Source organism: Chromobacterium sp. CCUG 30098, from assembly GCF_059916605.1.
This window is the reverse complement of the sequence record NZ_JAUCGS010000010.1, coordinates 146,443-159,446: the sequence shown is the minus strand read 5'-3', so window position 1 is coordinate 159,446 and position 13,004 is coordinate 146,443. Positions and strand designations below refer to the sequence as shown.

The window sequence follows — 13,004 nt, the reverse complement described above, 5'->3', positions numbered from 1 at the left end:
CAAGGCTTGTTAGTGTTTTTAGTGAGAATAAGATGGCCCTCACTGTTATTCAGGCAAAACTCCATCACTTGTGGAAACCCAGCATCTATCACCACATGGTAAAGCTGATTCAGGCGTAGAGGGGCTGGGCTTGTGCTGGCCTCTCCATATGGAACACAGCTCTCCGGTGAGATGGGTCGGACACGGCCTTTGAGCCAAACTTGCCATATCTTGTTTAGCCTTCCTGCTTGCTTTTCGTACACCAATATCTCAGTGCCAGCATAAGGACGATCTGCTTTCGGGTTAGTGATATAGAAGCAGGGGACGTTGTTGACGATTAATGCTTGAGCGTCAAAGTCGTAAGGCCGGGGACTGGTGGCTTGGGTGGTGCTGATGCTTGTGGCCAGCAGCATGCCACTCCATAGAGTAGGTTTCATGGCTTAGTGAATTCCGTAGTGTACGGTAGCAGCGTAGGGTCTTTGGGTTGGACCAAAAAGTCTTTCAGTACCCTTCTCAACTCCTGAAGTTCTTCTTGGTATTTTCCCATTCCCAGTTCAGCCGCACCGAAATAGTTGGCAATCAGTTGGCCTTGTTGCTCCATATTGAACTGATGCAACTGCTTGCCGGCGTCCGCACCTTTGAGGTCGTAATAGTAAGCTTTGGCGTTGGCATCATAGCCACCTTTCAAGCCGATTTTGAAGCCATTCCAGATCAGGTTGTACCCCAATTGGTATTGCCAGACATGAACCATTTCGTGAATGAACCACATGAGGGTAGGGGCATCTTCTGCGGAGTAATCGGCTTTGAAGTATTGGTCCGGGAAGTGGATTTCGCCTCTCGGCGTCATGGCGTTTTGGGAGCGGTTAGGTTGGCCAAACAAGCCGCCACGATGAATTTTGACTTTGCCGTAATCAATCGCGTCTTTGAATAGGATTTGCGCCATGGCAATCTCGCCAGCAGTCAGGTCTCGGGTGCTGCTTGCCTGTGGCAAGGTGTGTTGGATGGGAGGTGAGTCTGGACCTTGTTCTTTGGTATGCAGTTTGGTGAGCGTGACTTTCATCGTGGGTGAAGGTGAGCGGCCGCCGTGGCATGCCAGGCGCTCTGCCTGGCACTCACAGCCATAAAACCAGTCTGGATAAAATTCGGCACTGGTGATGGCGACTTCGTAATCTGTTGCAATGCGCTGGGTATGGCCATCTGCATCGGTTTTGCCTGCCTCCGTTGAACCGTCTGCCAGTGTTAGCTTGTAGGTGGTATTGGCCACAGGCTGGCCATCTGCGGTAAGAAAGCGAATTTGCGCATGGCAAGCTACGTTGGCATCCTGGGTTTGAATCAAGGCGCTTAATGGGCCTGGCAAATATTTAACCGGACCTGGTTGGATGCTAAGGGTGAACTTGGATTGTGAGGCGATTAGAGTGGCGCCGCATGAAGTTTGCATGCCCTCCACCGCCACATCGTGGCCAAGGTAGTTGAAAGTGCGGGGGCCAGGCAGGATAAGGAATTCTTTCTCGCACTTCGGACAATAACCCAGATGCCCCACGCCAGATGCGTACTTGCCATAAACAAACAGGGTTGAAAAATATCCCAGTACTGTGCCGCCGTGTGAGGTGGTGTCTCCTTCTCGGATGATGGCGCGTAGGGTCATGGTGGTCCCCCCTAAACAAGCAATAAGAAATAGCTAGACTATGTTGCCATCATGGTGAGTGCGACAAGCCAGTGTGGTCTGCCACGAGTCAAGTAACGCCACAGGCCCAGTCTCCACATACACATCGCTCCGCTGGCAAACCCATAGCCAATGCGGTCATGCCACCACGTCCCACCCCCAGCCCTCCACGCGGCCTCGTGCATTCCCAACACCTAAACCTGTCCTTTAGTCCAAGAGAACACGTTCCCAGACCACGCCGGCTTGTGACTGTCTTCCTAACTTCATAAAATTTCAGGCTTATTTTCAATGTCATACCGCAGCTTGGCGGTGTTTTCGTTTGGAATGCCGATGGACCTGAATGCACTGTTGGCCAGCTTTGCTTCCGCCTTTGGCCAAGACAACCGGATGTTGACCTTGCAACTTGGGGAGGGGCAGTTTGCCGCGGAACAGCTGCTGCCGCTCAGCCTGGAGGGCGAGGAGGGGGTTTCCCAGCCTTATCGCTATACGCTGACCTGCCTGTCGCCGGACGGCAATATCCCGCTGAAGACGCTGTTGGGCCAGCCGGCTCGTATTGGTATCCAGGGGGCGGAGGGGGGCGAGGCGATCCGTTGCGGCGTGGTCAGTCAGGCCCGGCTGGCGGGGTCGGATGGCGGCTTTGCCCGCTATCAGCTGACAGTGGAAGCGCCGTTTGCCTTGCTGCGCCACCGCAGGACCTCCCGGGTATTCCAAGACCTGTCGGTGCCGGACATTGTCAAACAGATCCTCAGCGAACATCAGCAAGCCAACCCCGTCTTCGCCCGCATGCAAACGCTGGCCTTGCAGCTCAAGCCTGCCGCGCCGCTATGCGCTGCAGTACCGCGAGAGCGATTACGATTTCATCGTCCGCCTATTGCATGAAGAGGGTTACGCCTGGCGTTTCCGCCACTTGGAGGCGGACGGACCGCGGGTGGAGCTTTCCATCTTTGACGATGCCCACGCCTTGCCGGCTTCCCCGTTGCAGTGGGTGCGCTTCCACCGCAGCGATGCCACTGAGGAAGAGGATGGGCTGACGGGCTGGGAAGCCGCGCGCCAGATTGTGCCTGGCGCCAGCGCGCTGGCCAGTTACGATTACAAGCCGGTGCTCACCCAGCAAGGCCGGGAAGCCAGCCGGGTGGAGCAGGGCCAGTTTGGCCAGGCTTTGCAAAGCAGCCTGGGCCATTACGATGCGCCGGGCCTGTATTACGCCGGGGACGATGAGCAACTGGGCCGTTACGCCGTACTGCGGCAGCAGGCCAACGATTTGCAGGCCAAAACCTTCAGCGGCAGCGGCGCGGTGCGCGGCTTACTGCCGGGGGAGTGGTTCCGTCTGGATGATCACCCCGCGCATGAGGACGACGCGGAGGAGAAACGCCAGTTTGTTGTTACCGGCCAGCACTTTCAGGCGCGCAACAATCTGCCGCGGGATCTGGCGCAACACTTGGGCGCGGAGGCGGACGCCGCGCCGTTCAGCGCCGCCATCCAGGCCCAGCGCCGTGGCATTCCGCTGACGCCGGCTTATGCCGGCACCGCTCACGCCAAGCCCACCAGTCTGGGCGTGCAAACCGCCACGGTGGTGGGGCCGGCCAGCGGGGATGCCGGGGCGGAGAGCCCCGGAGAAGTGCATACCGACGAGCACGGCCGCATCAAGATTCAATTCCATTGGCAGCGTCCGGAAGAGCATCCCAGCATCGGCGCGAGCATGGACGACAAATCCTCCTGCTGGGTGCGGGTGGCGATGCCATCCGCCGGCGCCGGCTGGGGCCATCAGTTCCTGCCACGCATCGGCCAGGAAGTGCTGGTGGATTTTATCGAAGGCGATATCGATCGCCCGGTGGTCAAAGCCGTGGTCTATAACGGCAGCCATCCCGCGCCGGACTTCAGCGGCGCCGGCAGCCTGCCGGCCAATAAGACGCTGTCCGGCATCAAATCCAAAGAGCACCAGGGCGGCGGCTATAACGAGCTGCTGTTCGACGACACCCCCGGAGAGGTGCGCGCCAAGCTGTCCAGCGAGGCGGGCAAGACCCAGCTCAACCAAGGCTTTCTCACCCATCCGCGCAGCAACGGCCAGGCCCAGCCGCGCGGCGACGGTTTTGAGCTGCGGACGGACCAGCACGGGGCCATCCGCGCCGCTCATGGTCTGCTGCTGTCCACGGAGGCGCAAGGCGGCGGCGCAGGCAAGCAACTGGCGCGGGAGCAGGCCAGCAGCCAGTTGCAAGCGGCGGTGGCCTTGAGCCAGGCCTTGGCCGAAACCGCCACCACGCAGCAGGCCGACACCATGGAAACCGGGCCGGACGGCATAGGCGACGACAACGCCAGCAGCGGCAAACGGGAACAAGGCCACGTGCTGCACCAGTTGCAGGCGCTGGCGGCTTGGGAGGCCGGCAGCAATACCGATCCAGACGGCAAAACCGCCAAAGAACAAGCCGGCCAGCAAGCTTTGCTGGTGCTTTCCGCGCCGGCCGGCATCGCAAGCCTGTCCGGGCAAAGCCAGACCCTGGCCGCGGAAACTCATCTCAACCTGGTGGCGCAGCGCGACACCAATCAGAGCAGCGGCCGGCGCTGGATTCATAACGTAGGCAAGCACATCAGCCTGTTTGTGGCCGGCGTGGCGGATAAGGTGGCGATGAAGTGGATAGCCGCCAAGGGCAAGATTCAGTTGCAGGCGCAAAGCGACAGCATTGAGCTGACGGCGGACAAGGACGTCACCATCACCTCCTGCAAGGAACGCATCACCATTGCGGCCAAGGAAGAGATTCTGCTGACCAGCGGCGGCGGCTATATCCGCCTCAAAGGCGGCGATATCGAAGTGCACTGCCCGGGCACGGTCAGCATCAAGGGCAGCAGTCATTCACTGAGCGGGCCGGCCAGCGTCTCCATGCCCATGCCGGCCATGCCAAAAGGTTACCAACGCAGCTATATCCTGCAGGACGAAAAGACGGGCGAACCGCTGGTGGACAAGGCTTACCGGCTCAAGCTGCCGAATGGCCGTGTGCTTCCGGGTTACACCGACTGGGAAGGCCGAACCAGCACTGCCTTCACTCCGAGTTCCCAGCCGGTCAAGCTTGAGGCGCCCAAGCCTCCTATCGAGCAGGAGTACACCCTGTATGGCTACGGCACTGGTCAGGCGGAGCGCGGGCTGCAATTGAAAGACGACAATGGAGAGGATGCTTGATGGCCAACTATCAACCCGCCGGCGGCACGATGACCATCGTGGAAGAGCGGCCCGAGTATGCAATGCTGCCTCACCCGGGCAATAAGCCCTACCTGACCGAGAAGGCTGACGTGGCGATTCTGTCGCCCAAATCGGTAGGGGTGACCAGTAAAAAGACTGGCCGCACTTACCAGCTCAATATGCGGCAAATCACTATGTCGATCCTGATTCGTCTCGATGAAAGCAGCCACGACTACAAGTGGTTCTATAAGGCGGAAGTCAATTTCGACATGACTCGTAACCCCCCGACGCCTTTTCTGAGTCCAAGCCGCCGAGAAGATGGGGCAAACCGGCGACACACTATCACTCCCTTCCCCAAAGGCTTGTCGAAGGGCTATTTACGACGGCCGGACTTGGTGATTGTGAAGGACAAGGAGACCCGCTGGCCGGGGCGAGCTGCCCCTGACCATGACGGCGTGCCGCATGGGGATAATTTGGCTCGGGTGGCGGAGGTGAAATTCCCTGGGGATGAACTTAGTCGAGGCCAGGAGGACGCCTACAAGCGCATTGCCGGTGGAGATGACCGGTTTACCGTCTTGGATGTTATCGACAAAAGGAAAAAGAGAGTCCCTGAGCCTAAAAAAGTACCAGTCTTCAGTCCGCAGCCACAAGCCAAGCCCAAATCGCAAACCCAACGAGTACCCGCGCCGATCTACAGCCCGGTTCCGGTAAAGACTCCAGGCTATCTCCAGGATTGGGGCACGCAGTTGCAGCGTGGGGTTGCCGAAGTATGGTCGGATGCGAAGAAAGGCATGCAAGGCTTGGCTGAAGATACTCAAGCCTGGCTGGAAAAAGAGGCTGCTTGGCTGTTAGAGTCAGGCCGCTGGGTTCGGGATAAGTCCGAAAAAACTTGGACTTGGGTCAATGCGCAAGGGAAAGCGCTGGTCCGCTGGAGCGAGGAGCAATTGAAAGCCGCGTGGGCCAAAATTGAGCGCTATTGCGACATCGCCTGGAATGAAATTAGCCAGATCCAGTGGGGGCAAATTTTGCTCAATGTCGGCAAGGTTGTAGTGGGCATCGTGCTGGTGGTGGCAGCCGCCGCCTTGATGGTGATGGCGCTGCCTGCTGAACTGGTAGCGGCCTTTATTGCTTGCGTTGCCATACTGGGGGGCGCTACGGTTTCAAGCAACGATAAACCACTGATGGCATGAGTTAGGAATTGAGAAATGGAACAGGTAGAAATGCCGCAGCAATTGCAACGGCTTGAAACATACCAAGACGAACTGACGTGGAACTTGGAGTCCGACGAGGGTATCGTCATCCGTCCTGGCTTGATTGCCACTTTTTTCTTTGAAAAGGGCAGCACGGTTGAGGTCAGAGCAAAGCTCGTCGAGTGCTTCGACAGGTTCTACTCTCTCTTTGGCGCAAAGCTAAAGGGGCAGAAGTACATGGATGCCAAAACCAGGAGAATGGGCGCATCTGATTATGAGAAGTCCAGAAACAAGATATTGGCAATCACCGATCCACATGAGCGGATTGAGTGGTTTGTCAGTAGTGAAACAGTGCCGGACTTGGCTCCGGAATACTCGGTTTCCTGCTTGACGCAGCAAAGCATTCACGAAGGCTGGGGCGACAAATCTTTTTTCAAAATCGTGCTGCCCGCGGCCACAGTGTTCGATGAAGCAAGCCTTGGTCAGTACCAACAGTTGCTTGCCTTCATCTGTGATGCCTTACAACCGGTTCATGGTTATGGTGGCCTGTCTCCGATCCTGCCATATGACTATCATCGGTACTTGCCCAATGAGTATGAGCTTGCGCAGCGGTTTATCGGTTTGAATATTGATACTCGGTCCTTCAGTGCCGGAGGGTTTGAACTGAAGAGTCACATCAAGGGGGCAGACTGGTACACGATTCTGGGAAATGAGTTCGTAGAGCAGCTTGATGGCGAAGAGGCTATCCGCGCCAAGCTAGCGCCCTGGCGAGATATTTCCATACACCGATATGCAAGCGGATTGATGATTCAGGCAGGCCCTTACCCTGACTTGGGCGCTCCTAATGCTAGCCCTCCGGAGTCCTACGTGGTGGTCAGTCACCTGGTGAGGTCGATACGCACCACGGAACCCGGCTCCCTGCATTACCACTTGCCTCAACAGAATGGATTCGACAAGTCCGAAACCGTAAGCTGGTATGCGCGCTTCGACGGTAGCCCGTTGCCGGCGGCGGAGCCGCTACCAATACAATCAGAACATGGAGGTCGGTGCGAAGCAGGTAAACCTTGCCCTGAGAGCGGACATTGGTGGACTCCAGCTATGGAGAACTCGCGGCAATATTTCACCCAAGGCGAGCTGATGCCTGATTTCTCGCGCTCAACGTATGGCAGTACGATCTGGTATCTAGAACCGGTCTCCGGAGCAAGGTGATCTGTACTGGCGGCAAGGCTAGTGAGGGCTGTGGGTTATAGCGAGTCCAATCATTGGAGATTGAATTGTGAAAAATTTCCGTATAGAGACCGTGGCGTAGCTACAAGCCCAGCTTAAGCAGCTATTGAGTCTGGACGATGACAGCTTTACTGCGAATGGAACGCAGACTGTTTGTTTTGTGTACATGCCCGCAAAGAAATTATTGGGGTGTTTCAAGGACTGGCAAGGTCAAGCGGGGTGGAAGAAACTAGGTAGGGAATGGGCCTGCTCTAATGAAGAGCGCAATGTAAGTTTTTTTGTCAGAGCGATTGCGCCTTCCACGGCATTACTTATCTCCACCGTTAATACACTGCATAACCAATATCTAATACGATGTGGTGGCGGTGTAGTGGACGAAAATGTAAATGAGCAGCAATTAAGGTATCTGAACGCCTATGGCCGTATTCTCAATCAGGCGGATTATATTGATGGTGTAAGCCCGGAAGGCGAGGTGCGGGCTAAACTTGGGTTGATTTGCACCGTGTATTTCCGCAATGGCGGGCAGCGGGATGTCGGTTACAAAGTCTTGGGCTGTTTCGACCGTTTTGTCGAGCAGTTTGGCGAGCATCTGCAAGGACAGTTTCATAGCCTAAGTGGTCGTAGTTTTACCAGCCTCCGCAAAGACAGCATCGTGAAGGCCAAGGAGAAGCTCCGCGGACTGGTGGATGAGGGAGCTATGTTTTCCTGGATTCTGCAAAGTGAAAAAACAGCTGAGGTAGCTGCAAGCTATTCGATTTCAGCGTTGACGTCCAATGCGGAAAGTGACCCCTATGGTGCGATGTCTTGCGTCAAGATCATATTGCCCTGGCAACTGCTGGCGGATGAGGACGGGGAACAGCGGTTCAAGGACTGGGTGTGTTATTTGTGTGAAACCCTAGATGTGGACCATGGCTATGCAGGTCTGGCCTGCAATCTGCCCTATGACCATCATCAATTCCAGCCTTACGAATTCCAGATGGCACAACGCTATAGCGGACTGATGGTCGATTCGTTTGCGCTGATTGATGGGGATAACCTTTCCGAGCATATCAAAGGCGTCAACTGGCTGACACTGCTGGGACCTCGTTATATCGAGAAGCTAGGCGGCATGGCCTCGCTCAAGCAGCAGCTGCAGTTGCCCGATGTCAGCGTGCAGGAAACCGACAACGGCAGACTGATGGTTCAGGCAGGCGTGTTGCCGGATGTCGGCGTTCAGGAATACGGCCATCCGCCGGCCTATGTGGCGGTGAACCGGGTGCTCAAATCGATCCGCGTGCCAAACCCCGATCAGTTGCATGGCGGCATGGACGATGCGGAAGGTTTTACCAAGGCCAATACCTTGGCGTGGTATGCGCGGTTTGATGATGTGACGCAGGCGGCAAGCTTGCCCCTTTTCGCGCCGGTCGGTGAGTTGTGGCGCAAAGCTGGGCAGGCCAGCCCGATTCCATCAGACCAAATGATGAGAGATGCCCAAGCACCCTCGCACAAGCAAGCCTATGAGCGTATTGCCAAGCAAGTGGACTTCATCGAAGGGGTAACCCCTGAAGGCCAGGAGCTGGTCCGGCTGGGGCTGATCTGCACCGTGTACTTCCGCCATGGCGGGCAGCGGGACATAGGTTACAAGGTGTTAGGTTGCTTTGACCGTTTTGTTGAGCAGTTTGGCCCGTACCTAAAAGGGCAGTTTCATGACTTTAGCGGAAGAGGGTTCACCTCGCTGCGCAACGCCAGTATCACGAAAGCCAAAGAAAAACTGTCCGGATTAGTAGACGATGGGGCCATGTTTTTCTGGATTCTGCAAAGCGAAAGAAATGGCGAGCTGCCTGCTGAGTATGCCATCCAGGCGATGACCTGCAATATTGACCATGATCCTGAGTGGTTGTCCTATTTGAAAATCACATTGCCATGGCAGTTGCTGGAAGAGCCGGATGGCGAGCAACAGTTCAAGGACTGGGTACGTTATTTGTGCGAGACGCTGGATATCGACCATGGCTATGCTGGGCTGGCTTGCAATCTTCCCTATGATTACCATCAGTTCCAGCCTTACGAGTTCCAGATGGCGCAGCGTTATAGCGGCTTGATGGTGGACCCAGCGCCACATCTGGATAAGGCGGCATTAGAAGATGGCATTAAAGGCGTCAACTGGCTGACGCTGCTGGGACCCCGCTATATCGAGAAGCTAGGCGGCATGGCTGCGCTCAAGGAGCAGCTTCAGTTGCCCAATGTCAGCGTACAGACAACCGACAACGGCAGATTAATGGTTCAGGCGGGCGTGTTGCCGGATGTCGGCGCGTTGGAAGATGGCTATCCGCCGGCCTATGTGGCGGTGAACCGGGTGCTCAAATCGATCCGTGTGCCAAACCCCGATCAGTTGCATAGCGGCATGGACGATGCGGAAGGTTTTACCAAGGCCAATACCTTGGCGTGGTATGCGCGGTTTGACGATGCGACGCCGGCGGCCAGCGTGCCGCCGCAGGTGCCGGCCGGTGCTTGAGCTGCGAAGCCGGGCTTCCCTAGATCCTGTTATGGCAGCACTATCTGGTCTCAGCAGCGCGAGTAGCGGTGGTTATTAGGCTTATGTTGTAGGCGAGCGCAGGCTTGCCGGTGTTAATGCGAAAAATACGAAAGACAGTCAATGAATGCACGAGTGGATTTGAATCATCAGAATGCAAGCTGGGCGTCAAAAGTGGCTATTGATGACCCGGTTCGTTTGCTGGCTAGGATGCGGAGCGCTGGCTTGCCCTTGCAGGATGGCGGCGCCGGTGAGGTGGAGGGCGAGTCCGACAGCAGCAAGATCACGGCCTTGGTGGCGGTCGGCGCGGACCGTTTGGCGGCGATTGTCGCGTCGCCAAGCGGCTTGGTGTACCGGTTGGAGCCGGAGGTGATTGAGCAGGATTGGTGGTCGTTTGCCGCCCGGTATTACTACGTCGTGACGGGCAATCTGGCGGATCGGCAATTGTTGGCCGAGCATGCCGGCGTTGAGATTGGCCTGGTCAAGGGTAAAACGATTTCGCGGAAGAAGGCGGCGGAGCTTTCCGGACTTTCTCTGGACCAGTTGTTGGATCAGGCGTGCCCGGAACTGGCGCAGCGGCAAGAGTCTTTGTTTGATTGACCGCCTCTTAGCGGCATTAGCTTTGGTTTTTGCTGTAACAGAATAGTGAGCCACGCCGCAGCCTCCCCGCTGCGGCGTTGTCACGTCTACATCACATCGGATATCTGAATGAAGCCGGCGTGCAGTTCCTGGCGGATGGGTTCCAGCAGGGCCGCCATTTGCTCGCAGTTGATTTGCTGGTTCTCCTGGCAGTTCAGCAGCAGGGACATCATGGCGTGCAGGCTTTGGTTGGCGGTGTGGAGGTGGACCATGCCGCGGGTCAGGTTCTCGTCGGCTTGGAGGTAGCACTCCTCCAGGGCTTTAACCAGGGCGTAGGCGTCGTCCTGGCCGGCGGTGGCGATGCGCAGCTGCTTGATCTGCTGGTACATCTGTTGCAGCAGCCATGTTTTTTGGGTTTTGGCGACGGCGGCGCTCATGGCTGGCGCTCCATCGTGGCGGGTTGGGGAAAACTAGGGGTCTGCCGGCAGAAACTCAATATATTCATTATGGCCTCCACAAACATTGCTTTAGGGATGCCTGCGCGGCACGCACGGAAGGCGTGGGCAGGCACATGACAAAGTGGGAGGACCGACACATTAGCGGCAGCCCCGGAGGGCTCAATGCCATGCGCCCGCCCGGTTGTGGCTAACGCATGGACACGGCGAACCACGGCCAAGCGGTTCGTCCGAATGTGTGAGAGGGCCTCCCAGCCCATGGCTGCGTTATTTGGCGCAGCGCATGGGCAGAGTAAGGGGGGCCAGGCCCAGCGTCAAGGCGGCGGCGGGCCGGGGGTGGGGATTACAGCAGAAAGCCGCCCTTTCCGGGCGGTTTTTTACGTTGCAGCGCCGCAGCGCGGCGATCACAAGCCGGTTCTAAGCCGCGTTCATAGCGGTGTTGGTCGAGACGGCGCCCAGGTCCCGGATGATGTCGTCAATCAGGCGGTCCAGCCGCTGGCTGTCGTGGTGGTGGGGCGTGGTGATCAGGTGGGCCGCACCGCCGGATCTGGCCAGGCCGTGTTTGTCGCATACCGGTTCAGACGGGCTGGGGAAAACCACGGTGATGGAGTTCTTGCAGCGCCAGGCCTGGATGCCGGCGGCCTGAAGGCGGTCTATCGCGTACTGGGCCATGTCCAGGCAGTGGCGCACTTTGCGGCGCCATTCCGCCAGCGGCCGGCTCTTGATGGCGGCCCACAACATCATGGGGGTGTGGCCGTTTCGGGAGCCGCTGATGGTCTGGTCTTTGGCGGAGATGTAGTCGATTTCCACGGAGATGCGCGACACATTGCTGCGTTTGGCCAGCACGATGCCGCACGGCATGGGCGAACCTATCATCTTGTGGCCGGACACGCTGATGGAGTCTATGCCGTCGGCGAAGGAGTAGGGCTGCGGGGCGTCGACAAAGGGCAGGATCATGCCGCTGAGCGCGGCGTCGGCGTGCAGGTAGTAGTCCTGCCGCGGGATGCCGGCCTCAGCCAGTTTTTGCTGGATGACGCCGATGTCGTCCACCGCGCCTTTCATGGTGGTGCCCACGTTGACGAAGACGATGGGGTGGCGTTCCTGGTCTTGCCGGATTTTGGCCACCAGGTCGTCGTAGTCGATTTCGCCGCTGGGCAGGGAATCCACTGCGCGGGATTTGATGCGCAGCAGCTTGATGATCTTGGCCACGGAGTAGTGGCTGTCCTTGGAGTAGTACAGGGTGGCGTCCGGGAAAAGTTCGCGGGCGAGGTAGCAGCCGAACATATTGCCTTCGGTGCCGCCGTTGGTCACATAGCCCCAGCTTTCGTCAAAGGGGATGTGGAACAGTTCGGCGAAGAAGTGCATGACTTCGCGTTCGAAGTCGAAGGAGTTCAGCAGGTAGTTGCTGCTTTCGTTCCAGTCGCCGCAGTTGTTGATGGAGAAGCTCAGGAAGCGGTGCAAGGGGGTGTAGTCGAAGTCGGCTGACTCTGGGTAAGCAAGATTGAAATATTGGTGCTGCAAGCAGTACTGCCAAAAAGATTCGATACGGTTTTGGTCTAGAGAAGACAGCGACATGGGGGAGCTCCGTGGTTTCTCAGAACCTGCTCACGATCCGCTGTGCGTCGACGGGATAGTTTAGACAGGGCGTTGAGAACGCCTTTGAAAGGCTGATGCACGCTGTGCGCATTCCGCTTTCTCAGCTGTTCTCGCCCTGTCTCACCTTGTCTTGTCCTGGCTCGCAAGATCGTGAATGGGTCCTCGGTGGGTGGGTATTGCTGGTGTTTTTCCTTGTTGGCTGGGCGTGGGTTGGCGCCCGATTTGGTTTGTTTTTTTGAGGTGTGAGGGTCGGTTCTGCGTGCCGGCCGCCGCCGTTCTTCAAGCGCCCGCTTGCCGGGCGTCCAGCAGCGCTTCCCAGTCCGCCAGGGTGGGGGAGCGGCTCAGTTCTTCCGTGCGCACGGGGATGCCGCGGGCGTTGAGTTCCGCGGCCAGCGTCATCAGGCGCAGGGAATCCAGGCCGTAATACATCAGGTTTTCCGTGGGGTTCAGCGCCCCGTCTTCCGTCGTCAATTGCCGCAGCCGGCCGTGCAGCCATTGGCGCGTGCTGGCGGTTTGCGGCGGGGTGGTACTGCTTGTCTTTTCATTCGTCATGACGATTTCACCTGGATCATTGCATCACGCTAAAAATGTAAATTATAATCATTCGCATTTAGAGATGCCATATGGAGATGGA

At 57.4% G+C, this 13,004-nt stretch carries 8 protein-coding genes and 1 pseudogene; 5 read left to right on the top strand and 4 right to left on the bottom strand.

Features of this window, described 5'->3' with window-relative positions; all coding sequences use genetic code 11:
* Window positions 1-412: 412 nt before the first annotated feature.
* A complete protein-coding gene (locus QUG03_RS19985; protein WP_500820779.1) occupies window positions 413-1,624 on the bottom strand; it encodes a PAAR domain-containing protein in 1,212 nt (403 codons plus the stop codon).
* Window positions 1,625-1,972: 348 nt separating this feature from the next.
* On the opposite strand from QUG03_RS19985, the pseudogene QUG03_RS19980 reads away from it, so the two are divergent.
* The 5 genes and pseudogenes from QUG03_RS19980 to QUG03_RS19960 all read left to right on the top strand — a co-directional run bounded on the left by QUG03_RS19980 (window position 1,973) and on the right by QUG03_RS19960 (window position 10,340).
* Window positions 1,973-4,814: pseudogene (locus tag QUG03_RS19980) on the top strand (type VI secretion system Vgr family protein).
* Entirely contained in the window at window positions 4,814-6,004 is a 1,191-nt protein-coding gene (locus tag QUG03_RS19975; protein ID WP_048415162.1) for a VRR-NUC domain-containing protein, read from the top strand. Before QUG03_RS19980 ends, QUG03_RS19975 begins: the two are co-directional and overlap by 1 nt.
* Window positions 6,005-6,019: 15 nt before the next feature.
* On the top strand, window positions 6,020-7,213 hold the full coding sequence (locus QUG03_RS19970) for a type VI immunity family protein (RefSeq protein WP_500820778.1): 1,194 nt from the start codon (window positions 6,020-6,022) through the stop codon (window positions 7,211-7,213).
* 124 nt (window positions 7,214-7,337) lie between these two features.
* The gene (locus QUG03_RS19965) at window positions 7,338-9,722 is read left to right on the top strand and encodes a type VI immunity family protein (RefSeq protein ID WP_500820777.1); all 2,385 of its coding nucleotides are present in this window, start codon (window positions 7,338-7,340) and stop codon (window positions 9,720-9,722) included.
* A gap of 141 nt (window positions 9,723-9,863) precedes the next feature.
* Window positions 9,864-10,340 carry a hypothetical protein gene (locus QUG03_RS19960; protein ID WP_500820776.1) on the top strand — a complete coding sequence of 159 codons (477 nt, stop codon included), beginning with the start codon at window positions 9,864-9,866 and terminating at the stop codon, window positions 10,338-10,340.
* A gap of 86 nt (window positions 10,341-10,426) precedes the next feature.
* On the opposite strand, the gene QUG03_RS19955 is transcribed toward QUG03_RS19960, so the two are convergent.
* The 3 genes from QUG03_RS19955 to QUG03_RS19945 form a co-directional block, all read right to left on the bottom strand.
* Complete coding sequence (locus QUG03_RS19955; RefSeq protein WP_048415165.1) at window positions 10,427-10,756, bottom strand: hypothetical protein; 330 nt, start codon at window positions 10,754-10,756, stop codon at window positions 10,427-10,429.
* A gap of 435 nt (window positions 10,757-11,191) precedes the next feature.
* Window positions 11,192-12,349: a histidine decarboxylase gene (locus tag QUG03_RS19950; RefSeq protein ID WP_500820775.1), complete on the bottom strand. Its 1,158-nt coding sequence runs from the start codon at window positions 12,347-12,349 to the stop codon at window positions 11,192-11,194.
* Window positions 12,350-12,649: 300 nt separating this feature from the next.
* Window positions 12,650-12,922 (bottom strand): phosphopantetheine-binding protein, encoded by a 273-nt coding sequence (locus QUG03_RS19945; protein WP_500820774.1) that lies wholly within the window; start codon window positions 12,920-12,922, stop codon window positions 12,650-12,652.
* Between the last annotated feature and the right edge of the window lie 82 nt (window positions 12,923-13,004).

What these genes read in the sequence shown, in the direction of transcription:
- QUG03_RS19985 (WP_500820779.1), bottom strand. Translation starts at nt 1,624, where the DNA reads ATGACCCTACGCGCCATCATCCGAGAAGGAGACACCACCTCACACGGC.
- QUG03_RS19975 (WP_048415162.1), top strand. Translation starts at nt 4,814, where the DNA reads ATGGCCAACTATCAACCCGCCGGCGGCACGATGACCATCGTGGAAGAG.
- QUG03_RS19970 (WP_500820778.1), top strand. Translation starts at nt 6,020, where the DNA reads ATGGAACAGGTAGAAATGCCGCAGCAATTGCAACGGCTTGAAACATAC.
- QUG03_RS19960 (WP_500820776.1), top strand. Translation starts at nt 9,864, where the DNA reads ATGAATGCACGAGTGGATTTGAATCATCAGAATGCAAGCTGGGCGTCA.
- QUG03_RS19955 (WP_048415165.1), bottom strand. Translation starts at nt 10,756, where the DNA reads ATGAGCGCCGCCGTCGCCAAAACCCAAAAAACATGGCTGCTGCAACAG.
- QUG03_RS19950 (WP_500820775.1), bottom strand. Translation starts at nt 12,349, where the DNA reads ATGTCGCTGTCTTCTCTAGACCAAAACCGTATCGAATCTTTTTGGCAG.
- QUG03_RS19945 (WP_500820774.1), bottom strand. Translation starts at nt 12,922, where the DNA reads ATGACGAATGAAAAGACAAGCAGTACCACCCCGCCGCAAACCGCCAGC.